The 21,928-nt window shown below is 49.7% G+C and carries 20 protein-coding genes, 7 tRNA genes, 2 other RNA genes and 1 pseudogene; 3 read left to right on the top strand and 27 right to left on the bottom strand.

Annotation, left to right across the window (positions count from 1 at the left end; genetic code table 11):
* Positions 1-72 precede the first annotated feature (72 nt).
* A complete protein-coding gene (gene gpmA / locus A7Z06_RS15450) occupies positions 73-825 on the top strand; it encodes a 2,3-diphosphoglycerate-dependent phosphoglycerate mutase (protein WP_001295305.1) in 753 nt (250 codons plus the stop codon).
* 158 nt (positions 826-983) lie between these two features.
* Here gpmA and aroG read toward each other — a convergent pair whose 3' ends face one another.
* Entirely contained in the window at positions 984-2,036 is a 1,053-nt protein-coding gene (aroG, locus tag A7Z06_RS15445) for a 3-deoxy-7-phosphoheptulonate synthase AroG (RefSeq protein WP_001109199.1), read from the bottom strand.
* A 315-nt stretch (positions 2,037-2,351) separates the two neighbouring features.
* On the opposite strand from aroG, the gene A7Z06_RS15435 reads away from it, so the two are divergent.
* Both A7Z06_RS15435 and zitB read left to right on the top strand, forming a co-directional pair.
* Positions 2,352-2,732 (top strand): YbgS-like family protein, encoded by a 381-nt coding sequence (locus A7Z06_RS15435; protein WP_000784356.1) that lies wholly within the window; start codon positions 2,352-2,354, stop codon positions 2,730-2,732.
* A gap of 114 nt (positions 2,733-2,846) precedes the next feature.
* Positions 2,847-3,788, top strand: a complete 942-nt coding sequence (zitB, locus tag A7Z06_RS15430; protein WP_000951261.1) for a CDF family zinc transporter ZitB — start codon at positions 2,847-2,849, stop codon at positions 3,786-3,788.
* Here the strand turns inward: zitB and pnuC are convergent.
* From pnuC to odhB, 26 genes and pseudogenes are all read right to left on the bottom strand, one after another.
* Complete coding sequence (gene pnuC / locus A7Z06_RS15425) at positions 3,785-4,504, bottom strand: nicotinamide riboside transporter PnuC (protein ID WP_000345418.1); 720 nt, start codon at positions 4,502-4,504, stop codon at positions 3,785-3,787. The genes zitB and pnuC overlap by 4 nt on opposite strands.
* Positions 4,505-4,541: 37 nt before the next feature.
* The gene (gene nadA / locus A7Z06_RS15420) at positions 4,542-5,585 is read right to left on the bottom strand and encodes a quinolinate synthase NadA (RefSeq protein ID WP_000115270.1); all 1,044 of its coding nucleotides are present in this window, start codon (positions 5,583-5,585) and stop codon (positions 4,542-4,544) included.
* Between the two features lie 277 nt (positions 5,586-5,862).
* Positions 5,863-5,994: non-coding RNA, RtT sRNA (locus A7Z06_RS15415), on the bottom strand.
* Between the two features lie 24 nt (positions 5,995-6,018).
* Positions 6,019-6,150: non-coding RNA, RtT sRNA (locus A7Z06_RS15410), on the bottom strand.
* A 24-nt stretch (positions 6,151-6,174) separates the two neighbouring features.
* Positions 6,175-6,250 (bottom strand) — tRNA-Lys (locus A7Z06_RS15405).
* A 33-nt stretch (positions 6,251-6,283) separates the two neighbouring features.
* Positions 6,284-6,359 (bottom strand) — tRNA-Lys (locus A7Z06_RS15400).
* 146 nt (positions 6,360-6,505) lie between these two features.
* Positions 6,506-6,581, bottom strand: a tRNA-Lys gene (locus tag A7Z06_RS15395).
* Positions 6,582-6,584: 3 nt separating this feature from the next.
* Positions 6,585-6,660 (bottom strand) — tRNA-Val (locus A7Z06_RS15390).
* 51 nt (positions 6,661-6,711) lie between these two features.
* Positions 6,712-6,787, bottom strand: a tRNA-Lys gene (locus A7Z06_RS15385).
* Positions 6,788-6,789: 2 nt separating this feature from the next.
* A tRNA-Val gene (locus A7Z06_RS15380) sits at positions 6,790-6,865 on the bottom strand.
* Between the two features lie 35 nt (positions 6,866-6,900).
* Positions 6,901-6,976, bottom strand: a tRNA-Lys gene (locus tag A7Z06_RS15375).
* Positions 6,977-7,140: 164 nt separating this feature from the next.
* Positions 7,141-7,932, bottom strand: coding sequence for a cell division protein CpoB (gene cpoB / locus A7Z06_RS15370; protein WP_000097569.1), 792 nt, complete (start codon positions 7,930-7,932; stop codon positions 7,141-7,143).
* A 9-nt stretch (positions 7,933-7,941) separates the two neighbouring features.
* A complete protein-coding gene (pal, locus tag A7Z06_RS15365) occupies positions 7,942-8,463 on the bottom strand; it encodes a peptidoglycan-associated lipoprotein Pal (RefSeq protein WP_001295306.1) in 522 nt (173 codons plus the stop codon).
* A gap of 34 nt (positions 8,464-8,497) precedes the next feature.
* Complete coding sequence (gene tolB, locus A7Z06_RS15360) at positions 8,498-9,790, bottom strand: Tol-Pal system beta propeller repeat protein TolB (protein ID WP_001295307.1); 1,293 nt, start codon at positions 9,788-9,790, stop codon at positions 8,498-8,500.
* 132 nt (positions 9,791-9,922) lie between these two features.
* Entirely contained in the window at positions 9,923-11,200 is a 1,278-nt protein-coding gene (gene tolA, locus A7Z06_RS15355) for a cell envelope integrity protein TolA (RefSeq protein WP_000030705.1), read from the bottom strand.
* A gap of 64 nt (positions 11,201-11,264) precedes the next feature.
* Positions 11,265-11,693 (bottom strand): colicin uptake protein TolR, encoded by a 429-nt coding sequence (tolR, locus tag A7Z06_RS15350; protein ID WP_000090099.1) that lies wholly within the window; start codon positions 11,691-11,693, stop codon positions 11,265-11,267.
* 3 nt (positions 11,694-11,696) lie between these two features.
* Positions 11,697-12,389: a Tol-Pal system protein TolQ gene (tolQ, locus tag A7Z06_RS15345; protein WP_000131314.1), complete on the bottom strand. Its 693-nt coding sequence runs from the start codon at positions 12,387-12,389 to the stop codon at positions 11,697-11,699.
* Positions 12,386-12,790 carry a tol-pal system-associated acyl-CoA thioesterase gene (gene ybgC / locus A7Z06_RS15340; RefSeq protein ID WP_001098372.1) on the bottom strand — a complete coding sequence of 135 codons (405 nt, stop codon included), beginning with the start codon at positions 12,788-12,790 and terminating at the stop codon, positions 12,386-12,388. Before ybgC ends, tolQ begins: the two co-directional genes overlap by 4 nt.
* Before the next feature lie 149 nt (positions 12,791-12,939).
* Complete coding sequence (gene ybgE, locus A7Z06_RS15335; protein ID WP_000034602.1) at positions 12,940-13,233, bottom strand: cyd operon protein YbgE; 294 nt, start codon at positions 13,231-13,233, stop codon at positions 12,940-12,942.
* On the bottom strand, positions 13,233-13,346 hold the full coding sequence (gene cydX, locus A7Z06_RS15330; protein WP_000270281.1) for a cytochrome bd-I oxidase subunit CydX: 114 nt from the start codon (positions 13,344-13,346) through the stop codon (positions 13,233-13,235). Before cydX ends, ybgE begins: the two co-directional genes overlap by 1 nt.
* A 14-nt stretch (positions 13,347-13,360) precedes the next feature.
* Positions 13,361-14,500, bottom strand: coding sequence for a cytochrome d ubiquinol oxidase subunit II (gene cydB / locus A7Z06_RS15325; RefSeq protein WP_000568270.1), 1,140 nt, complete (start codon positions 14,498-14,500; stop codon positions 13,361-13,363).
* Between the two features lie 15 nt (positions 14,501-14,515).
* The gene (gene cydA / locus A7Z06_RS15320; protein WP_010345240.1) at positions 14,516-16,084 is read right to left on the bottom strand and encodes a cytochrome ubiquinol oxidase subunit I; all 1,569 of its coding nucleotides are present in this window, start codon (positions 16,082-16,084) and stop codon (positions 14,516-14,518) included.
* A 1,462-nt stretch (positions 16,085-17,546) separates the two neighbouring features.
* Positions 17,547-18,247, bottom strand: a pseudogene (locus A7Z06_RS15315) (tetratricopeptide repeat protein).
* Between the two features lie 246 nt (positions 18,248-18,493).
* Positions 18,494-19,363, bottom strand: a complete 870-nt coding sequence (gene sucD / locus A7Z06_RS15310; protein WP_000025458.1) for a succinate--CoA ligase subunit alpha — start codon at positions 19,361-19,363, stop codon at positions 18,494-18,496.
* Positions 19,363-20,529: an ADP-forming succinate--CoA ligase subunit beta gene (sucC, locus tag A7Z06_RS15305; protein WP_001048608.1), complete on the bottom strand. Its 1,167-nt coding sequence runs from the start codon at positions 20,527-20,529 to the stop codon at positions 19,363-19,365. The genes sucD and sucC overlap by 1 nt, the downstream gene beginning before the upstream one ends.
* Before the next feature lie 181 nt (positions 20,530-20,710).
* Positions 20,711-21,928 carry a 2-oxoglutarate dehydrogenase complex dihydrolipoyllysine-residue succinyltransferase gene (gene odhB / locus A7Z06_RS15300; RefSeq protein WP_032224967.1) on the bottom strand — a complete coding sequence of 406 codons (1,218 nt, stop codon included), beginning with the start codon at positions 21,926-21,928 and terminating at the stop codon, positions 20,711-20,713.

Raw genomic sequence — 21,928 nt, 5'->3', positions numbered from 1 at the left:
CATTGCTGTTGCTTCGCCACGGCAATATAATGAGAATTATTATCATTAAAAGATGATTTGAGGAGTAAGTATATGGCTGTAACTAAGCTGGTTCTGGTTCGTCATGGCGAAAGTCAGTGGAACAAAGAAAACCGTTTCACCGGTTGGTACGACGTGGATCTGTCTGAGAAAGGCGTAAGCGAAGCAAAAGCAGCAGGTAAGCTGCTGAAAGAGGAAGGTTACAGCTTTGACTTTGCTTACACCTCTGTGCTGAAACGCGCTATCCATACCCTGTGGAATGTGCTGGACGAACTGGATCAGGCATGGCTGCCCGTTGAGAAATCCTGGAAACTGAACGAACGTCACTACGGTGCGTTGCAGGGTCTGAACAAAGCAGAAACCGCTGAAAAGTATGGCGACGAGCAGGTGAAACAGTGGCGTCGTGGTTTTGCAGTGACTCCGCCGGAACTGACTAAAGATGATGAGCGTTATCCGGGTCACGATCCGCGTTACGCGAAACTGAGCGAGAAAGAACTGCCGCTGACTGAAAGTCTGGCGCTGACCATTGACCGCGTGATCCCTTACTGGAATGAAACCATTCTGCCGCGTATGAAGAGCGGTGAGCGCGTGATCATCGCCGCTCATGGTAACTCCCTGCGTGCGCTGGTGAAATATCTCGATAACATGAGCGAAGAAGAGATTCTTGAGCTGAATATTCCGACCGGCGTGCCGCTGGTTTATGAGTTTGACGAGAACTTCAAACCACTGAAACGCTATTATCTGGGTAATGCTGACGAGATCGCGGCGAAAGCAGCGGCGGTGGCTAACCAGGGTAAAGCGAAGTAAACGTCATTCGTTTAAAAATGAGAAAGCCGACTGCAAGTGAGTCGGCTTTTTTGTTGCTAACAATGGAGCACATTGCCTGATGCGACGCTGCGCGTCTTATCATGCCTACAGTGATTAATCGGATACGCCACTCTGGCGGTGCATCCGACAATTAAACCTTACCCGCGACGCGCTTTTACTGCATTCGCCAGTTGACGTAACAGAGCATCGGTATCTTCCCAGCCGATGCAGGCATCGGTGATGCTCTTACCGTAGGCCAGCGGCTCCCCGCTCTCGAGGCTCTGATTGCCTTCCACCAGATGGCTTTCCACCATCACGCCAATAATGGCTGTTTCGCCACCGGCAATCTGCTGGCAAACGTCAGCACAAACATCCATCTGCTTTTTGAACTGTTTGGACGAATTTGCATGGCTGAAATCGATCATCACCTGTGCTGGCAGGCCTGCTTTGTTCAGCCCTTCTTTCACCTCAGCAACGTGCTTCGCGCTGTAGTTAGGCTCTTTACCGCCGCGCAGAATGATATGGCAATCGCCGTTACCGCTGGTATTCACAATCGCCGAATGCCCCCATTTGGTTACAGACAGGAAGCAGTGCGGCGCACCGGCGGCATTAATAGCATCGATAGCCACTTTAATCGTACCGTCGGTGCCATTTTTGAAACCTACCGGGCAAGAAAGACCGGACGCCAGTTCGCGGTGAACCTGAGATTCGGTTGTACGTGCACCAATTGCGCCCCAACTCATCAGGTCAGCGAGATACTGCGGGGTGATCATATCGAGAAATTCACCCGCCGCTGGCAGACCACTGTCGTTAATATCGAGCAGCAACTTACGGGCAATGCGCAAACCGTCGTTGATCTGGAAGCTGTTGTCCATATGCGGATCGTTGATCAGCCCCTTCCAGCCCACCGTGGTGCGCGGCTTTTCAAAATAGACGCGCATAACGATTTCCAGCTCATCTTTCAGCTCTTCACGCAGCGCCAGCAAGCGAGTGGCATACTCTTTAGCCGCGACGGGATCATGAATAGAACACGGGCCAATCACCACCAACAGGCGATCATCATTACCTTTCAGGATCTTATGGATCGCTTTTCTGGCATGGGCAACCGTATTCGCGGCATTTTCGGTAGCAGGGAATTTTTCCAGCAGTGCGACAGGTGGAAGTAACTCTTTGATTTCTTTGATACGTAAATCGTCGTTCTGATAATTCATGTCTGTTCCAGTGTTGCCATACTTATCTTGGTGAATGCAATCCCTCCAATCTATATCTTCCGTCAGAATGTGTAAACGGGGTTTTACACTATGAACGGATTAATCCTGGAATTAGCAAGAAAAACGCCAGATTGTCGCGAAAAACGAGATCTGACCTACAATTTCTAACTGTAACTTCTCTGTTTATTAATTTTTTCAAGATTCTCTGCTGGATTTATTCTTCTGGCTGAAATCTTAAACCATTACCTGATATTCACCTGCAAATGCACTGTTGGAAGAGGTTATCCGACATAACGACCATAACAGGAGCATCCTATGAAAATGACAAAACTGGCCACACTATTTCTGACTGCCACTCTAAGCCTTGCCAGCGGTGCCGCGCTGGCTGCCGATAGCGGAGCGCAAACCAATAATGGCCAGGCAAACGCCGCAGCTGATGCGGGTCAGGTTGCCCCGGACGCCCGTGAAAATGTCGCACCAAATAACGTTGATAATAGCGGGGTTAATAACAACTCAGGCGGCACCATGCTGCACCCGAACGGTTCATCAATGGACAATGACGGCATGACCAAAGATGAAGAGCACAAAAATACGATGTGCAAAGATGGTCGCTGCCCGGACATTAATAAAAAAGTACAAACCGGTGATGGCATCAACAGTGATGTCGATACCAAAACCGACGGTACTACGCAGTAAGCCAGGATATATGGCTGATAATGGGAGAGCGGAGGCTCTCCTTTTTAATTTTTCCCTTCTAAAAGCAGTATGATGTCATAAAGTTAAGTGAGATAAATTAAGGGATGACTCGTCATGGCGCACTCACACTCACACGCTTCCTCACACCTGCCAGAAGATAATAATGCTCGTCGCTTGTTGTATGCTTTCGGCGTGACTGCCGGGTTTATGCTGGTTGAGGTTATTGGCGGTTTTCTCTCAGGCTCTCTGGCGTTGCTGGCCGACGCGGGTCATATGTTGACCGATACTGCCGCCCTGCTTTTCGCCCTGCTTGCCGTACAATTTTCACGTCGTCCTCCCACCATCCGCCACACTTTCGGTTGGCTAAGATTGACCACGCTTGCGGCGTTTGTGAATGCCATCGCCCTGGTGGTGATTACCATTTTGATTGTCTGGGAGGCGATAGAACGCTTCCGCACGCCGCGTCCGGTCGAGGGCGGCATGATGATGGCAATTGCCGTGGCTGGGTTGCTGGCAAATATACTTTCTTTCTGGTTACTTCATCACGGCAGCGAAGAGAAAAACCTCAACGTGCGAGCAGCGGCACTGCATGTGCTCGGGGACCTGCTGGGTTCGGTTGGGGCTATTATTGCCGCGTTGATTATTATCTGGACCGGCTGGACACCTGCTGACCCCATTCTCTCAATACTGGTGTCGCTTCTGGTTCTGCGTAGCGCGTGGCGACTGTTGAAAGATAGCGTGAATGAATTACTTGAAGGTGCACCGGTATCGCTGGATATCGCCGAACTGAAGCGTCGTATGTGCCGGGAAATCCCGGAAGTCCGCAATGTGCACCATGTACATGTATGGATGGTAGGCGAGAAGCCGGTGATGACGCTGCATGTGCAGGTGATCCCGCCACACGATCACGATGCCTTGTTAGATCAGATCCAACACTACCTGATGGATCACTATCAGATTGAGCACGCCACTATTCAGATGGAATATCAACCTTGTCATGGGTCAGACTGCCACCTGAATGAAGGGGTGTCTGGCCATTCACATCATCACCATTAATGGGACAGCGCGCGTGAACCTCTTTCGCGTGCGCTGTTGATCCACATCCGGCTGCCGTTGAGGGCAATAAAGGTCAGGATGATGTACTCCAGAGACATGGCGTAAACGCCCTGAAGTGCAAAAATAACGACGCTAATCACGTTAATAATCACCCACAACAGCCAGTTTTCCACATACTTACGCGTCATCAGAATCATTGCCACGATAGATAACACCATCATGCATGAATCCCAGAACGGGAAAGCGTCCGGTTGCAGTTCAGGCATCGCAACCTCTAATCCTAATGCTTGCATGATCATGACTGCCACGCGGGTCAAAAATGCAAACACCGGATTGATAAATACCGTCATCAGACCAATAGCAATGACACAAACCGCCAGCCAGGTTAATGCCTTCGGCAATGGTAACCAGCGAATTTTCAACTCCGCCTCGTTCTGACTGGTTTGTCGCGACCACGCATACCAGCCGTAAATATTCGCGGCAAAGAAAAACACCTGTAATAGCAGGCTGGCATACAGCTGAATCTGAAAGAAAATAATGCCAAACAAGGTGACGTTGATCAGGCCAAAGAAGTAGTTGCTGATCTTCTCCAGACTGGCAAGGCCAATACACAGCAACCCGGCGATCGTGCCTACCGCTTCGATCCATGAGAGATCATAACCGCCTGCCCCTATTGGTATATGTACCAGGATATTCTGTACACTAAAAAAATCCATCTTTCCCCCAAAGCGTAACGTTACGCCTTATTATTCGTTATCCACGTAGTGTAGCCGCAAATTCCAGCATACGATTGAGCGGCACTAGCGCCCTCTCTCGCAGCCTTTCATCAACATGAACCTCGTGATTGCTTCCTTCCTCTTCTAATGCCTCTGCGATGGCCTGAAGGCCATTCATGGCCATCCACGGACAATGCGCGCAGCTGCGGCAGGTTGCGCCCTCACCTGCGGTTGGTGCTTCCAGTAACTCTTTATCTGGCACCGCCTGCTGCATTTTGTAGAAAATGCCCCGATCGGTTGCCACGATAAGCCGCTGATGTGGCAATGTTTTCGCAGCAGCGATCAGTTGACTGGTGGAACCGACCGCATCTGCCATATCGACAATAGCTTGTGGTGATTCTGGATGCACCAGTATGGCAGCATCCGGGTATTCTTCTTGCAAGCGGGTTAACGCCTGAGTCTTAAATTCATCATGCACAATGCAGGCACCCTGCCAGCATAAAATGTCTGCGCCCGTCTGTTTTTGCACGTAACGTCCCAGATGTTTGTCGGGTGCCCAGATGATTTTTTCACCCAAACTATCCAGATGATCAATAAGTTCGACGGCAATGCTTGAAGTTACCACCCAATCTGCCCGCGCTTTTACCGCAGCAGAAGTGTTGGCGTAGACGACGACAGTATGATCGGGATGGGCATCGCAAAATGCGTTAAATTCTTCAACAGGGCAGCCGAGATCCAGTGAACATTCAGCCTGAAGTGTCGGCATCAGAATTGTTTTTTCCGGACTGAGAATTTTGGCGGTTTCTCCCATAAATCTCACCCCAGCGACTAACAACGTAGAAGCGGGATGCTTTGCACCGAAGCGCGCCATTTCCAGAGAATCAGAAATACAGCCACCGGTTTCTTCTGCCAGTTGTTGAATTTCGGGATCGGTATAGTAATGGGCAACCATCACCGCATTACGTTCTTTTAGCAGACGTTTTATCTTCTCGCGGTAATACGCTTTTTCATCAATGCTTAACGGCGTCGGCTTCGGGGGGAAAGGATAAATCGCCGTGTCTGGATCAAACATCACGCTCATCTTACCATCTCGTTTTACAGGCTTAACGTTAAAACCGACATGAGCGTAATATTCGCTGTTATCGGTGAAATTTGTTTTATATGCTAAACAAGATAGTCGAATGGTGGGGAAAAGTCACTCGAATTACGTATGAGATGCCGAATGCCACACTTTGCGTCTTATTCCTCCGACGTAGAGTTGTTTACGCAGCAAGCGCGGAGTATGTCATCAGGGTCAAGAATTGAAATTGAGAGATGCCTGAATAGCAAAAAAGCGCCTTTAGGGCGCTTTTTTGCATTGGTGGGTCGTGCAGGATGACTCGCTTCGCTCGCCCTTCGGGCCGTCGCCGCGAGCGGCTCCGTTGTTTCGCTGCGCTCAACTCGAACCTGCTGCAGGTTCGAATCTTTGAATATCTCAGATAGCAAAAAAGCGCCTTTAGGGCGCTTTTTTACATTGGTGGGTCGTGCAGGATGACTCGCTTCGCTCGCCCTTCGGGCCGTCGCCGCGAGCGGCTCCGTTGTTTCGCTGCGCTCAACTCGAACCTGCTGCAGGTTCGAATCTTTGAATATCTCAGATAGCAAAAAAGCGCCTTTAGGGCGCTTTTTTACATTGGTGGGTCGTGCAGGATTCGAACCTGCGACCAATTGATTAAAAGTCAACTGCTCTACCAACTGAGCTAACGACCCCTTGCGGGATTATGCTGCTTTAATCATTCAGGATGGTGGGTCGTGCAGGATTCGAACCTGCGACCAATTGATTAAAAGTCAACTGCTCTACCAACTGAGCTAACGACCCATACGGGTGTTACCTGAAAGATTTCTACTCGGAACCAATCTTTAAAATTGGTGTGTCGTGCAGGATGACTCGCTTCGCTCGCCCTACGAGCCGTTGCTGGCGCAACGTTATCCTTCACGCTTAACATCTGAGTTTGATGTTAAAATTGGTGGGTCGTGCAGGATTCGAACCTGCGACCAATTGATTAAAAGTCAACTGCTCTACCAACTGAGCTAACGACCCGAGTGGTGGGTGATGACGGGATCGAACCGCCGACCCCCTCCTTGTAAGGGAGGTGCTCTCCCAGCTGAGCTAATCACCCGATACTGCGCTGGATACTACAAACTACTTCCACCGAACCCACCGTAATTAGTGGTGGGTCGTGCAGGATTCGAACCTGCGACCAATTGATTAAAAGTCAACTGCTCTACCAACTGAGCTAACGACCCGGTGGTGGGTGATGACGGGATCGAACCGCCGACCCCCTCCTTGTAAGGGAGGTGCTCTCCCAGCTGAGCTAATCACCCGATACTACGCTGGATACTACAACTAACTATGTTAGTGGTGGGTCGTGCAGGATTCGAACCTGCGACCAATTGATTAAAAGTCAACTGCTCTACCAACTGAGCTAACGACCCACTTTTTCGTTGCTTTCGGTTTGTTTGATATCCCGTGGCAACGGCGGCATATATTACTGATTTCAGACTTGAGCGCAACAAAAATTTCGATGTAGATCACTCAACTGCTTATGATTCGCACGACACGACCAGAAATAATGCGACTTCTGGTCGTGTGTTATGCATTACATCGCGTTCAGACGTTTTTGTGCCTGTTTAGCGCCATCAGTACCAGGGTATTTACTGATAACCTGCTGGTATACGGCTTTCGCTTTTGCGGTGTCACCTTTGTCCTGCATGATGACACCGACTTTAAACATCGCATCTGCAGCCTTTGGCGACTTCGGATAGTTTTTTACTACCGAAGCAAAATAGTACGCCGCATCATCTTTTTTACCCTTGTTGTAGTTTAACTGACCCAGCCAATAATTGGCGTTTGGCAGGTAAGTTGAATCAGGGTAATTTTTGATGAAATTCTGAAATGCCACCATTGCGTCATCCTGGCGGGATTTATCCTGCACCAGCGCAATTGCTGCATTGTAATCCGTGTTTGCATCGCCGCTTTTCACCGGCGCGCCAGCATTCGCAGTACCAGCATCAGCTGTCGGCGTCGTTGATGCCGCCGCACCGCTTTGATCACCGCTGGTTGATTGCGCCGCTGCACCACCGCTGCTGAGGCTGTCGATCTGCAACAGGATCTGCTTTTGCCGCTCCACGACCTGATTCAGTTGATACTGATTTTCCTGAATCTGACCGCGCAGGGAATCAATATCGGATTGATTATCAGAGAGTTGTTGCTGGAGTTGGGTTAAAAGCTGGCTGTGAGCATTTGAAATACGCTCAAGTTGAGTGACGCGGTCTTCGACCGAGCCTGAGCCGACACTACTGATTGGTGCCTGAGCAAAAGCGGCCCAGGGGGCCGCTATACCAACCAGTAACGACAGACTCAATAGTTGATGTCTGAAGTTACTGCTCATGCAATTCTCTTAGTAAACCAGTACCGCACGACGGTTTTTGGAGTATGCCGCTTCGTCATGACCCAGTACTGCAGGTTTTTCTTTACCGTAAGAAACGATGGAGATCTGGTCTGCAGAAACGCCTTTACCCTGCAGGTACATCTTAACGGCGTTCGCACGACGTTCACCCAGGGAGATGTTGTATTCCGGAGTACCACGTTCGTCCGCGTGACCTTCTACGGTGACTTTGTAAGACGGGTTGCTACGCAGGAAGTTTGCATGTGCATCCAGCATTTGAGCGAAGTCAGAACGGATATCGTACTTGTCCAGATCGAAGTAAACGATGTTGTTCTGCTGCAGCTGTTGCATTTGCAGACGAGCCTGCTCTTCGGAAGACATGTTGCCGTTGCCGCCGTTCGCATCCATACCAGTGCCGGCACCCAGCATGCCTTCGCTGCCGTCATTGCTGGCGTTCTTGTTGGAAGAACATGCCGCAATTGCCATAACAGGCAGAGCAATCATCAGCCCTTTCAGCACTTTGTTCAGTTGCATTTCAATGATTCCTTTACTATTCAATTAATTATTATCACAGATACGGCGACCAGGCAGGGAATTTGACCTGTCCATCAGTTGCCGGAAGACGCGCTTTGAAACGCCCATCTGTAGAAACCAAATTCAGCACGGATCCCATCCCCTGAGAAGAGCTGTAGATTACCATAGTGCCGTTAGGTGCCAGACTTGGCGTTTCATCCAGGAACGTGGACGACAGAACTTGTACGCCTCCCGTTGCCAGATCTTGTTTGGCAATGTGCTGCTGCCCACCATTGGAGCTGACCATTACCATAAATTTACCGTCGCTGCTGACATCCGCATCCTGGTTCTGCGAACCTTCCCAGGTAATACGTTGTGGCGCACCGCCGTTGATATTCACTTTATAAACCTGTGGACGACCGGCCTGGTCAGAAGTAAATGCCAGGTTCTGGCTGTCCGGGAACCAGGTCGGTTCGGTGTTGTTGCTGCGACCATCAGTCACCTGACGAATCTGACCAGAAGCTAAATCCATTACGTACAGGTTCAGGCTACCGGTTTTCGACAGAGCGAATGCCAGCTTGCTGCCGTCTGGCGAGAATGCAGGCGCACCATTGTGACGAGGGAATGAGGCTACCTGACGTACAGCACCATTTGCCAGCGTCTGGATGACCAGCGCGGAACGACCGCTTTCGAAGGTGACATATGCCAGTTTAGAGCCATCCGGTGACCACGCCGGAGACATCAGCGGCTGCGGTGAGCGATGAACCACAAACTGGTTGTAACCGTCATAGTCAGATACGCGCAGTTCATACGGGAACTGACCGCCATTGGTCTGAACAACGTAGGCAATACGGGTACGGAACGCACCTTTAATGCCGGTCAGTTTTTCAAACACTTCGTCACTGGCGGTATGACCAGCATAACGCAGCCATTGCTTGTTAACTTTATATGAGTTCTGAGCAAGTACAGTACCCGGCGCACCGCCGGTATCAACCAGCTGATAAGCAACATTGTAAGAGCCGTCAGGATTCGGAGTGACCTGACCTACAACGACAGCATCAATGCCCAATGCAGACCATGCAGCAGGTTGAACTTCTTGCGCACTACCCGGCTGCTGTGGCAGACGAGCGCGATCTAACGGATTAAACTTACCGCTGTTACGCAAGTCAGCAGCAACGATGCCACCAATATCTTCGGGTGCCGCGCCAGGGCCTGCCCACTGGAAAGGAACTACACCAATAGGACGACCGGAATCTACACCGCTGTCGATCACAATGCGGACTTCAGCGTGCAGAACTGATGCCCACAGTATGAGAAAACCAAATGCTACTCGTAATGCCTGCTTCATCATATCTCCCTTATCTGGACAGATAGCCCACGATAATTTAGCAGAATGTTAACAAACTCAAATACACAAAACTACCAGAACCCAGCGACAACCGATGTTTGATGTTAACCGCCGTGACGGTCAACATCGCGATTACGGCTTGAAGTCCAATGGTGCGTTTTTGAACACTTCATATACTGCCTGGCTTGGTGGTTTCGGGATCTTCGCAAGTTTAGCTGCTGCCAACGCAGCCTGACAAAGTGCGGGATCGCCACCTTCAGGTTTGATATCCAGTAACATACCATCTGGCGCCAGTTTTATGCGCAGCGTACAGGTTTTGCCTGCATAGGACGATGCGTCATAGAACTTACTTTCGATAGCAGATTTAATCTGCCCGGCATAGTTATTGATATCTGCGCCTGATGCGCCATTGTTTTTAGTATTACCACTCCCGGCAGGCGAAGCATTGTTCCCTTTCGCACCACCACCGGTTTTCGGTGCATTCTTACCAGAGCTTAGCTCACCGAAAATATCATCTGCCTCTGCGGCAGCTTTTGCTGCAGCGGCTTTTTCAGCGGCTGCTTTTGCCGCTGCCGCTTTTTTGTCTGCGGCGGCTTTTTCTGCAGCTGCTTTCTTATCAGCAGCAGCCTTTTCAGCAGCCGCTTTTTCTGCTGCTTTTTTCTCTGCTGCGGCTTTCTCTGCTGCCGCTTTCTTATCAGCAGCAGCTTTTTCTGCCGCTGCTTTCTTCTCAGCTTCGGCCTTCGCTTTTTCAGCAGCTTCGGCAGCCGCTTTTTTTCTCGCTTCTGCTGCTGCGGCTTCTGCTGCTTCCGCCTTCTTCTTCAGCGCCGCAGCAGCTTTAGCGGCTTCAGCCTCGGCTTTTTTCTGTGCTTCAGCAGCGGCTTTGGCGGCTTCTGCTTCCGCTTTTTTCTTCGCGTCTGCAGCCGCTTTCTTCGCAGCTTCTGCGGCTGCTTTGGCATCCGCTTCGGCCTTCGCTTTGGCATCTGCTGCCGCTTTCGCTGCCGCCTCTTCCGCTTGCTTCTGCTTTAACTCGGCCTGTTTAGCGGCTTCTTCAGCCTGCTTTTTCTGTTCCTGAGCAGCTAACCGCTCTTTCTCAAGTTGCTTCAGGCGTTCCTGTTCAGCCGCTTGTTTCTCACGCAGTTCTTCTGCAGCCTGCTGTTCCTTCATCTTGCGCTGCTCTTCGGAACGCTTCGCGCTTGATTCCTGGCTTTGCATACGTTTGTACTGCTCAACTACCGCACCTGAGTCAACCATTACCGCGTCGATGGACGAACCACCGCCGCCTCCGGCTGAAGCTTCTATATTCTCATCGAACGAACTCCAGATCAGCGCCGCAAATAAGATGACATGCAGCACTGCTGAAATAATTATCGCCCGCTTGAGCTTGTCGTTTTGTTCGGTTGCCTTTGACACTCTCGGTTCCCAAAAACTGTTCGCTTGTTACCCGCTCTCTTTCAAGCAAGGGAAACGCAGATGCTTAGATAGGCTGCGTCATTAAACCAACCGATTTCACACCCGCACTATGTAACAAGTTCAGTGCTTTAATTATTTCATCGTAAGGCACATTTTTTGCGCCACCGATCAGAAAGACCGTTTTCGGATTAGCCTTGAAACGGCTGGACACTTCCGCCACCACCTGCTCTGGGGGTAAACGCTCCAGACGATCTTTCTCAACCACCACGGTGTACTGACCAATACCAGACACTTCAACAATCACTGGCGGGTTATCGTTACTGCTCACCGCCTGCGATTCAGTAGCGTCTGGCAGATCGACCTCCACGCTCTGGGTAATGATGGGCGCTGTCGCCATAAAGATCAGCAACAGCACCAGCAGTACGTCCAGCAACGGAACAATGTTGATTTCGGACTTGAGATCGCGACGACCTCGTCCACGCGCTCTGGCCATGGCTTACCCCTTGTTGCTCTCACTAACGGTAAACGCCTGGCGGTGCAGAATCGCGGTAAACTCTTCCATAAAGTTGTCGTAATTCAGTTCCAGTTTGTTTACGCGCTGGTTGAGGCGGTTATAAGCCATTACCGCTGGAATTGCGGCGAACAGACCAATTGCCGTCGCAATCAACGCTTCTGCGATACCGGGCGCAACCATTTGCAGCGTTGCCTGCTTCACTGCGCCAAGAGCGATAAAGGCATGCATGATCCCCCAGACTGTACCAAACAGACCAATATATGGACTGATGGAACCTACCGTACCGAGGAATGGAATGTGCGTTTCCAGATTTTCCAGTTCACGGTTCATCGAGATACGCATCGCTCGTGAGGCCCCTTCTACTACGGCTTCCGGCGCATGGCTATTGGCACGATGCAGGCGCACAAATTCTTTGAACCCGCTGTAAAAGATTTGTTCCGAACCAGTGAGATTATCCCGTTTTCCCTGGCTCTCCTGATAGAGGCGAGAAAGTTCGATTCCAGACCAGAATTTATCTTCAAACGCTTCGGCTTCACGCGCCGCAGCGTTCAGAATACGGGTCCGCTGGATAATAATGGCCCAGGATGCGATTGAAAAACCAATCAAAATCAACATGATAAGTTTAACCAGAAGGCTAGCCTTCAGGAACAAATCAAGGATATTCATGTCAGTCACTGCTTAAACTCCGCGACAATAGACTTAGGAAGCGCACGAGGCTTCATTTTGAGTGGGTCAACGCAAACAATCAGAACCTCGGCTTCATTCAGCAGAGTATTCTCAGCGTTGACAATACGTTGCGTGAAAACCAAAGAGGTGCCACGCATTGATGTTATTTCAGTCTGTATTTCGAGCATATCGTCGAGCCGTGCAGGTGCGTAATATTCCACCGTCATTTTACGTACCACGAAGGCAACACGCTCAGCCATCAGCGCCTGTTGACTGAAGTGATGGTGACGCAGCATCTCTGTGCGTGCTCTTTCATAAAAAGCGATGTAACTGGCGTGGTACACCACACCACCGGCATCGGTATCTTCATAGTAGACGCGAACCGGCCATCGAAACAGCGTTGTATTCACTTTACATCCCGGTAATGCAACAAAAGTTAGAACTTTTAAACGCTGCTACTATACGCGTGCGATTGAGGTTTGGGAATGAGGGCAAGTTAAGGGAGCGTAAAAATTTATGGACTGTTGAAGGTCCATAAATTTTTAAAGAGAATTCTGATTTAAAAGAAGAAGAAAATCAGCCCGACAATGAGAACAATATCGGCAAGCAGTGGGCAAAAAATCCCTTGCCAAAGAACCTTCTGCGGACGAAAACCCACGCCGTGAATCACGCCAGCACAGACGGCCCACATCAGCAATAAACCATGCCAGATTTCCAGTTCACTGGTCTTCGCGGCGAAACGTGATGGATCCCAAAACATACATCCTGCTAACAGAAGCGCCATCACGAAGGAAAGCGCCCGCAGAGGGCGCTTGTCCATTACCGCATACAAGGTTGCGATAATCTTGCTCATTAGCTGTCTTCTTGACCGGCTTTACCTGATTCGATGTGCTCAAGCGCCAGCGCGGTGATTACCCCAAATGAACAGGCAAGAAGCGTTCCCAGAATCCATGCGAAATACCACATTATTAGCTCCTTACTTAGTACAGAGAGTGGGTGTTACGTTCAATATCTTCTTTGGTGATACGTCCGAACATTTTCCAGTAACACCAGATGGTGTAGAGAAGAATGATCGGAACCAGAACCACCGCAACCCAGGTCATGACGTTAAGAGTCAGCTGGCTGGAAGTTGCATCCCACATTGTCAGACTTGCGTTCATCATGGTGCTGGACGGCATCACAAACGGGAACATTGCGATACCGGCAGTCAGGATAATGCAGGCCAGCGTCAGGGAGGAGAACACAAACGCCCACGCGGCTTTATCCATACGTGCAGTCAGGATGGTCAGCAGCGGCAGAACAACACCCAGCGCCGGAATAGCCCACAGAATCGGCATATTGTTGAAGTTCACCAACCATGCGCCAGCTTCACGAACAACTTCTTTATTCAGCGGGTTAGATGCTGCGTAATGGTCCATTGTCGATTTAACGACATAACCGTCGATACCGTACATCACCCATACGCCAGCCAGTGCGAAGCAGACCAGTGTCACCAGCGCCGCCACCTGAGCTGTTGCACGGGTACGCAGGTGCAGTTCGCCCACGGTACGCATCTGCAGATAGGTCGCGCCCTGAGTAATGATCATCCCTACGCTCACCACACCTGCCAGCAGGCCGAACGGGTTAAGCAACTGGAAGAAGTTACCGGTGTAATACAGACGCAGATACTCATCCACGTTGAACGGTACGCCCTGCAACAGGTTACCGAATGCTACGCCAATCACCAGCGGTGGAACGAAGCTACCTACGAAGATGCCCCAATCCCACATGTTGCGCCAACGGGTGTCTTCAATCTTGGAACGGTAATCAAAACCGACCGGACGGAAGAACAAAGACGCCAGCACGAGGATCATCGCGACATAGAAGCCGGAGAACGCAGCGGCATAGACCATCGGCCAGGCAGCGAACAGCGCGCCGCCTGCGGTGATCAGCCATACCTGGTTACCGTCCCAGTGTGGCGCGATAGAGTTAATCATAATTCGACGCTCGGTGTCGTTACGACCGAGGAAACGGGTGAGCATCCCCACCCCCATGTCGAAACCGTCAGTGACTGCAAAACCAATCAGCAGAACGCCAACCAGCAGCCACCAGATAAAACGCAATACTTCATAATCGATCATTTGACGACTCCTGTCTTAGCGTGCCGGCTGAGTAGTCGTTGAAGACTGCTCAAAGTGATAGCGACCGGTTTTCAGGCTGCTTGGGCCAAGGCGTGCAAATTTGAACATTAAGAACAATTCTGCCACCAGGAACAGGGTATACAGGCCGCAAATCAGCACCATCGAGAAGATGAGATCGCCTGCAGTCAGCGACGAGTTCGCTACTGCGGTAGGCAACACTTCACCGATAGCCCACGGTTGACGACCATATTCAGCAACGAACCAGCCCGCCTCTACAGCAATCCACGGCAGCGGAATACCGTACAGCGCAGCGCGCAGCAGCCATTTTTTCTCGCCAATGCGGTTGCGGATGACACTCCAGAAAGAGAGCGCGATGATTGCCAGCAGCAAGAAGCCACACGCCACCATGATACGGAACGCAAAGTACAGCGGCGCTACACGTGGAATGGAGTCTTTGGTTGCCTGTTGAATCTGCGCTTCAGTCGCATCTGCCACGTTTGGCGTATAGCGTTTCAGCAGCAGACCGTAACCGAGGTCTTTCTTCATGCTATTGAACTGGTCACGTACAGCCTGATCGGTGGAACCAGAACGCAGTTGTTCGAGCAGAGAGTACGCTTTCATCCCGTTACGAATACGTTCTTCGTGCTGCACCATCAGTTCTTTCAGGCCGATAACCGGTGTATCCACGGAACGCGTTGCGATAATACCCAGCGCGTAAGGGATCTGGATCGCAAATTTGTTCGTCTGCTCTTCCTGATCAGGAATACCAAACAGAGTAAAGGCGGCGGGCGCAGGTTGAGTTTCCCACTCGGCTTCAATAGCAGCCAGTTTGGTTTTCTGCACATCGCCCATTTCGTAACCAGATTCATCACCCAGAACAATAACAGACAGGACGGCAGCCATACCGAAGCTGGCAGCAATAGCAAAGGAGCGTTTTGCGAAGGCGAAGTCACGACCTTTCAGCATATACCATGCGCTGATACCGAGGATGAACATCGCGCCAGTCACATAACCAGACGCTACAGTGTGAACGAATTTCACCTGAGCAACCGGGTTAAGCACCAGCTCGGAGAAGCTCACCATCTCCATACGCATAGTTTCGAAATTGAAATCGGACGCGATTGGGTTTTGCATCCAGCCGTTCGCAACCAGAATCCACAGTGCGGACAGGTTTGAACCGAGCGCCACCAGCCAGGTGACACACATATGCTGAACTTTACCCAGACGATCCCAACCGAAGAAGAACAGACCTACAAAGGTGGATTCGAGGAAGAAGGCCATCAGACCTTCGATTGCCAGCGGCGCACCGAAGATATCCCCTACATAGTGGGAATAGTAAGACCAGTTAGTCCCGAACTGGAACTCCATGGTCAGACCGGTTGCCACACCCAGAGCAAAGTTGATACCAAACAACTTGCCCCAGAACTTGGTCATATCTTTATAAATCTGTTTGCCGGAAAGGACGTAAACCGTTTCCATGATGGCCAGCAGGAACGCCATACCGAGCGTCAGCGGCACAAAAAGGAAGTGGTACATCGCGGTCAAGGCAAACTGTAAGCGCGACAGTTCGACTATATCTAACATCATGACTCCTTGCTCATCGCATGAAGACTCCGAGAGTGAACCCCGTTAGAAAGGGTCACACGCATGCCCCAATACAAAATTATTTGCTCGCCCCTACCGTTGCCATTTCATCAAAAGAGGAAAGACAATGATAAAAAAGTTACAAATATGTTAATGAATAAACCAAATTGATCCCGTAATTATATTACGCCGCAAAATCCTTACAATAAACAGGTTTTTATTGAGCAAAATTGCATTTTTCGACAGTGATCAATTTATAGCGAAATTGTCACCATCTCACCAATTTGATCTACGACAATTTATCTCGTTTTGCAGATTTTTTTCAAGAATTAAAAATTGATTTATATCAAAATCAATCGGATATGTTAATTATGTGTAAATCATGAGCCACTAGTAATTTTATTGTTAATTTATTGTAACCAAATAACACAGTAAAATTACCGACATGGAAATATATAGATAAAAAACCAGTATTTTATTTAACAGAGCCGCCTTATCGGCTTTTTGTAATCCTAATTGATTAGAGTAGCCAATTTGTTGCTATTTCACATAACAAATTTTTATCAAAGTTAATTGATTGTTGTCTTTATGAGCAACATACTGTAAATCCGTCACTTATTGTTTTTCTGGTAATAATCACGAAAAGAAATAGATGTCTTCGGTATAGTCAGATAGAACAAGAATTTTCAAAAGAAATTATATATGGTATTGATATTTCCCGATCGGTATTCAATGATTCGCTCAACGATTGAAAATCAAGAGAAATTGTTATAGCAGTGATACGAAACAACCAAACGGAATTATAACCAGGCGTTAGAAAACACCGGATATTCTCGGATACACGCTACCTTGTCTAAAAAATATTAACTCTCTGCCTTACAGAGGACTCCCCATGAAGAAAGCAACACATGTGATTGGCGTTGATGCGATTGTACTCTCCTCTATCTATGGATATAGCGATATCGACTCATCAAGCATGAACTGAGTGATATTCAGCTCCATATGAGCAGCAGCGATTTCGCCGTTGGAATCAAGGTTGTTCTGCAACATCTAATAGATTGCTTTATTTTACCTGTTTTAGCAGTGTAATATTCTAAAATTAACTATTTGAAGATGATGATGTTGTAAGATGTCAGAAATTTAGTTATCTGGAGATACAGCTTTACGACTACTGAACCTTAAAGTAATAGTTGATAATTCAGTAGTACATCGAGTGATATAACTAATTATATTAAAAAAGTTTTTTATACAATCGCATTGTAAAGAAGCACCAGCTACTTATAAAGCCCCAAAAAAAATATATATTAATTCATACTGAAATAATATTTTCGACCGTAGTTCACGTTTGAAATGATTAATGACCTGCGCCTCTCACGCAGGTCAAATCAGGAAACTGTGTAACCGGAAAATAAAATGTTCGTAAACAGTGGGCATCATCAGTTGCCCTCAAAATACAGCTGATTTACATTTTTGCTTTTACACGTGCGATAGCTTCTTCATAAGAGGGCTTATTTTTTTCCGCATACGACAGTTGATAATGCTGCAAGGCATCGGCGTTCTGACCTGCGATTTCATAAATTTTAGCAATGTTATAATAGGAGTTAGCGCGCGTTGTCGCCGCATTTGCTCCACTGGCTAACGAGATCGCTTTACGATTTGCCCAAATCGCTTCTGCTATGTTGCCATTTTTCTGATAAGCCAGACCCAGGTTACTAAATGCCTGTCCGTAATTGCCGTCTAATTCTGTTGCCTGTTGGAAGAGTTGAATGGCTTGCTCAAGTTGACCGGTTTTGTAAACAGCTTCACCTTCACGATTATATTTTCTTGCCAGTTGAGTATCGCCACTGTTTTGCATCGCAGGCGAAGCCGGAGTTGAAGTACCTGTCGCTGGCGTTATCACAGTGGCTAAATCACTGACGTCTAATGTGGTGTCGTTAAAAGATTGGAGTAACCGTCTTTTTTGACGATTAATAACGCATCTTGATCATCAGCAAATGAAGAACCCAGACTAACGCTGCCCGATGCATTTGTGGTGCCAGAAACGGATTGTGCGCCATTGCGTTGCAGCGTCACCGATGCCCCCTCAATGCGTTTATCTTTCACTGTCGCACTTAAAATATCGATCTTTACATCGGCCGCATAAACGTCCGCATTTATACCCATCAGGGTCAGAGCAACCGGCAGAATAATTGTCTTCATGTATAAATCCTTTTACTGAATGGAGAAGAGATATTTCGCCGGGCATTATTGCGCAAGGGATGGGAAAAAAAGCAGCGGGAAAGCTTTTCAGATTAGCGCCCGAATAAAAACAAAAAAGGCCATCATAAGATGGCCAACCATGTCGAAACCGACAGCCCTTCGCCATTCCTGTAGAGGGAAGCGGCGAGGGCTATTTCTTATTACAGATATTTATTTCAGAACAGTTTTCAGTGCTTCACCGATATCAGCCAGGCTGCGAACAGTTTTCACGCCTGCGGCTTCCAGAGCGGCGAATTTCTCATCCGCAGTCCCTTTACCACCGGCAATGATAGCGCCAGCATGACCCATACGTTTGCCTTTCGGCGCAGTCACACCGGCAATGTAACCAACAACTGGCTTGGTGACGTGCTCTTTGATGTACGCAGCCGCTTCTTCTTCGGCGCTACCGCCGATCTCACCGATCATCACGATCGCTTCAGTCTGCGGATCTTTTTCGAACATTTCGAGAATGTCGATAAAGTTAGAGCCAGGGATCGGATCGCCGCCGATACCGACACAGGTAGACTGACCGAAACCGTAATCCGTGGTCTGTTTAACCGCTTCATAGGTCAGTGTACCGGAACGGGAAACGATACCCACTTTACCCGGTTTGTGAATGTGACCCGGCTGAATACCGATTTTGCATTCACCCGGAGTGATTACGCCCGGGCAGTTCGGGCCAATCATACGAACGCCCGCTTCATCCAGTTTCACTTTCACAGTCAGCATATCCAGCGTCGGGATGCCTTCAGTGATGGTGATAATCAGTTTGATGCCTGCGTCGATGGCTTCCAGAATGGAGTCTTTGCAGAACGGCGCTGGTACATAGATAACAGAAGCGGTAGCGCCAGTGGCGGCAACGGCTTCACGCACGGTGTTGAATACCGGCAGGCCGAGGTGGGTAGTGCCGCCTTTACCTGGGGTTACGCCGCCAACCATTTTAGTGCCGTATGCAATGGCCTGTTCAGAGTGGAAAGTCCCCTGGCTACCGGTAAAGCCCTGGCAGATAACCTTAGTGTTTTTATCAATTAAAATGGACATTATTTCCCCTCCACTGCGGCAACAACCTGCTGAGCTGCATCCGTCAGACCTTTTGCTGCAATAATATTCAGGCCGCTGTCAGCCAGTTTCTTCGCGCCGAGTTCGGCGTTGTTACCTTCCAGACGTACCACAACCGGTACGTTAACACCCACTTCCGCTACCGCGCCGATGATACCGTCAGCGATCAGGTCGCAACGAACGATACCGCCGAAGATGTTAACCAGAACGGCTTTCACTTTGTCGTCAGAGAGGATGATTTTGAACGCTTCGGTTACGCGTTCTTTGGTTGCGCCGCCGCCAACGTCCAGGAAGTTAGCCGGTTCGCCGCCGTGCAGTTTAACGATGTCCATCGTACCCATCGCCAGACCTGCGCCGTTAACCATACAACCGATGTTACCGTCCAGCGCAACATAGTTCAGTTCCCACTGAGCAGCCTGCGCTTCACGCGGATCTTCCTGCGACTGGTCGCGCATTTCGCGCAGATCAGGCTGGCGGAACAGTGCGTTACCGTCAGCGCCCAGTTTGCCGTCGAGGCAGACAAGATCGCCCTGTTTGGTAATAACCAGCGGGTTGATTTCGATAAGCGCCAGGTCGCGCTCAAGGAAAATGGTCGCCAGACCCATGAAGATTTTGGTGAACTGCTGAACCAGTTTACCTTCCAGACCCAGTTTGAACGCCAGCTCGCGTCCCTGATACGGCATCGGGCCAGTCAGCGGATCAAGCGCAACTTTGTGGATCAGGTGCGGGGTTTCTTCCGCCACTTTTTCGATTTCCACGCCGCCTTCGGTGGAGGCCATAAAGACCACGCGACGGGAACTACGGTCAACAACAGCACCGAGATACAGCTCTTTAGCGATATCGGTCGCTGCTTCAACCAGAATCTGGTTAACCGGTTGGCCATTGGCGTCTGTTTGATACGTTACCAGACGTTTACCCAGCCAGTTTTCTGCAAAAGCACGGATATCTTCTTTGCTGTTTACAACTTTCACACCGCCCGCTTTACCACGGCCACCAGCGTGAACCTGACATTTCACTACCCACGGACCAGCACCGATTTTTGAAGCGGCTTCTTCTGCTTCGCGCGGAGTAGTACAGGCATAACCCACTGGCGCCGGTAAGCCATAGCGGGCAAAAAGTTGTTTTGCCTGGTATTCATGTAAGTTCATGTGTTCTGTCCATCCTTTAGTAATCGTTATCTTTTAAACCGTAGACCGAGTATGACGTATCGCTACCGGGCATTGTCGGTCACCCGTAGGCCTGATAAGACGCGTTAGCGTCGCATCAGGCTTCCATTGCCGAAGAGGGCGATCCCTTATCCGGTCTACAGTGCAGGTGAGGCTTAAACTACTACACGTCCAGCAGCAGACGCGTCGGATCTTCCAGCAACTCTTTGATGGTTACCAGGAAGCCTACGGATTCGCGACCATCGATCAGACGGTGATCGTAGGACAGCGCCAGGTACATCATCGGCAGGATCTCAACCTGACCATTCACGGCCATCGGACGATCTTTGATAGCGTGCATACCCAGAATTGCGCTCTGCGGCGGGTTGATGATAGGCGTAGACATCAGGGAACCGAACACACCACCGTTGGTGATGGTGAAGTTACCACCGGTCAGATCTTCAACCGTCAGCTTACCGTCACGGCCTTTAACAGCCAACTCTTTGATTTTCTTCTCGATATCTGCCATGCCGAGGGTATCGACATCACGCAGAACCGGCGTCACCAGACCGCGCGGTGTAGAAACCGCCATGCTGACGTCGAAATAGTTGTGGTAAACCACATCATCGCCATCGATAGAAGCATTCACTTCCGGGTAACGTTTCAGGGCTTCAACCACCGCTTTCACGTAGAAAGACATAAAGCCCAGACGGATGCCGTGGCGTTTTTCAAACGCTTCACCGTACTGCTTACGCAGATCCATAATCGGCTTCATGTTGACTTCGTTGAACGTGGTCAGCATGGCGGTGGAGTTTTTCGCTTCCAGCAGACGCTCTGCCACACGCTTACGCAGGCGAGTCATTGGTACACGTTTTTCGCTACGTGCAGCCAGTGCCGGTTGCGCCGCCGGAGCAGCAACTGCCGGTGCAGACTCTTTCGCCGGGGCTTTCGCCAGATGTTTTTCCACATCTTCACGGGTCAGACGACCACCGACACCAGTGCCTTTAATCGCGCTGGCGTCGAGGTTGTGTTCAGCCAGCAGACGACGGATCGCCGGGCTTAACGCATCGTTGTTTTGCTCTTCCAGAGACGCCTGCTGGCGTTGCGCCGGAGTGGACGCTTTCTCTTCAGATTTGGCACTGGTTTCTTTACCGGCGCTGTTGCCTTCACGCAGGCGACCAAGGATCTGACGAGACGTTACGGTTGTACCTTCATCTTCCAGAACCGCATCCAGAATGCCGTCTGCTGATGCCGGTACTTCCAGTACCACTTTGTCAGTTTCGATTTCTACCAGCACTTCATCACGTACGACTGCGTCGCCGGGTTTTTTATGCCAGGTTGCGACGGTGGCATCGGCTACGGATTCAGGCAGGTCAGGGACCAGAATATCTACGCTACTCAT

The sequence above is a fragment of the Escherichia sp. MOD1-EC6819 genome (assembly GCF_002965765.1).
Taxonomy (GTDB): Bacteria; Pseudomonadota; Gammaproteobacteria; order Enterobacterales; family Enterobacteriaceae; genus Escherichia; species Escherichia ruysiae.
This window is presented reverse-complemented; position numbering and strand designations above follow the sequence as displayed.

What these genes read in the sequence shown, in the direction of transcription:
- gpmA (WP_001295305.1), top strand. Translation starts at nt 73, where the DNA reads ATGGCTGTAACTAAGCTGGTTCTGGTTCGTCATGGCGAAAGTCAGTGG.
- aroG (WP_001109199.1), bottom strand. Translation starts at nt 2,036, where the DNA reads ATGAATTATCAGAACGACGATTTACGTATCAAAGAAATCAAAGAGTTA.
- A7Z06_RS15435 (WP_000784356.1), top strand. Translation starts at nt 2,352, where the DNA reads ATGAAAATGACAAAACTGGCCACACTATTTCTGACTGCCACTCTAAGC.
- zitB (WP_000951261.1), top strand. Translation starts at nt 2,847, where the DNA reads ATGGCGCACTCACACTCACACGCTTCCTCACACCTGCCAGAAGATAAT.
- pnuC (WP_000345418.1), bottom strand. Translation starts at nt 4,504, where the DNA reads ATGGATTTTTTTAGTGTACAGAATATCCTGGTACATATACCAATAGGG.
- nadA (WP_000115270.1), bottom strand. Translation starts at nt 5,585, where the DNA reads ATGAGCGTGATGTTTGATCCAGACACGGCGATTTATCCTTTCCCCCCG.
- cpoB (WP_000097569.1), bottom strand. Translation starts at nt 7,932, where the DNA reads ATGAGCAGTAACTTCAGACATCAACTATTGAGTCTGTCGTTACTGGTT.
- pal (WP_001295306.1), bottom strand. Translation starts at nt 8,463, where the DNA reads ATGCAACTGAACAAAGTGCTGAAAGGGCTGATGATTGCTCTGCCTGTT.
- tolB (WP_001295307.1), bottom strand. Translation starts at nt 9,790, where the DNA reads ATGAAGCAGGCATTACGAGTAGCATTTGGTTTTCTCATACTGTGGGCA.
- tolR (WP_000090099.1), bottom strand. Translation starts at nt 11,693, where the DNA reads ATGGCCAGAGCGCGTGGACGAGGTCGTCGCGATCTCAAGTCCGAAATC.
- ybgE (WP_000034602.1), bottom strand. Translation starts at nt 13,233, where the DNA reads ATGAGCAAGATTATCGCAACCTTGTATGCGGTAATGGACAAGCGCCCT.
- cydX (WP_000270281.1), bottom strand. Translation starts at nt 13,346, where the DNA reads ATGTGGTATTTCGCATGGATTCTGGGAACGCTTCTTGCCTGTTCATTT.
- cydB (WP_000568270.1), bottom strand. Translation starts at nt 14,500, where the DNA reads ATGATCGATTATGAAGTATTGCGTTTTATCTGGTGGCTGCTGGTTGGC.
- cydA (WP_010345240.1), bottom strand. Translation starts at nt 16,084, where the DNA reads ATGTTAGATATAGTCGAACTGTCGCGCTTACAGTTTGCCTTGACCGCG.
- sucD (WP_000025458.1), bottom strand. Translation starts at nt 19,363, where the DNA reads ATGTCCATTTTAATTGATAAAAACACTAAGGTTATCTGCCAGGGCTTT.
- sucC (WP_001048608.1), bottom strand. Translation starts at nt 20,529, where the DNA reads ATGAACTTACATGAATACCAGGCAAAACAACTTTTTGCCCGCTATGGC.
- odhB (WP_032224967.1), bottom strand. Translation starts at nt 21,928, where the DNA reads ATGAGTAGCGTAGATATTCTGGTCCCTGACCTGCCTGAATCCGTAGCC.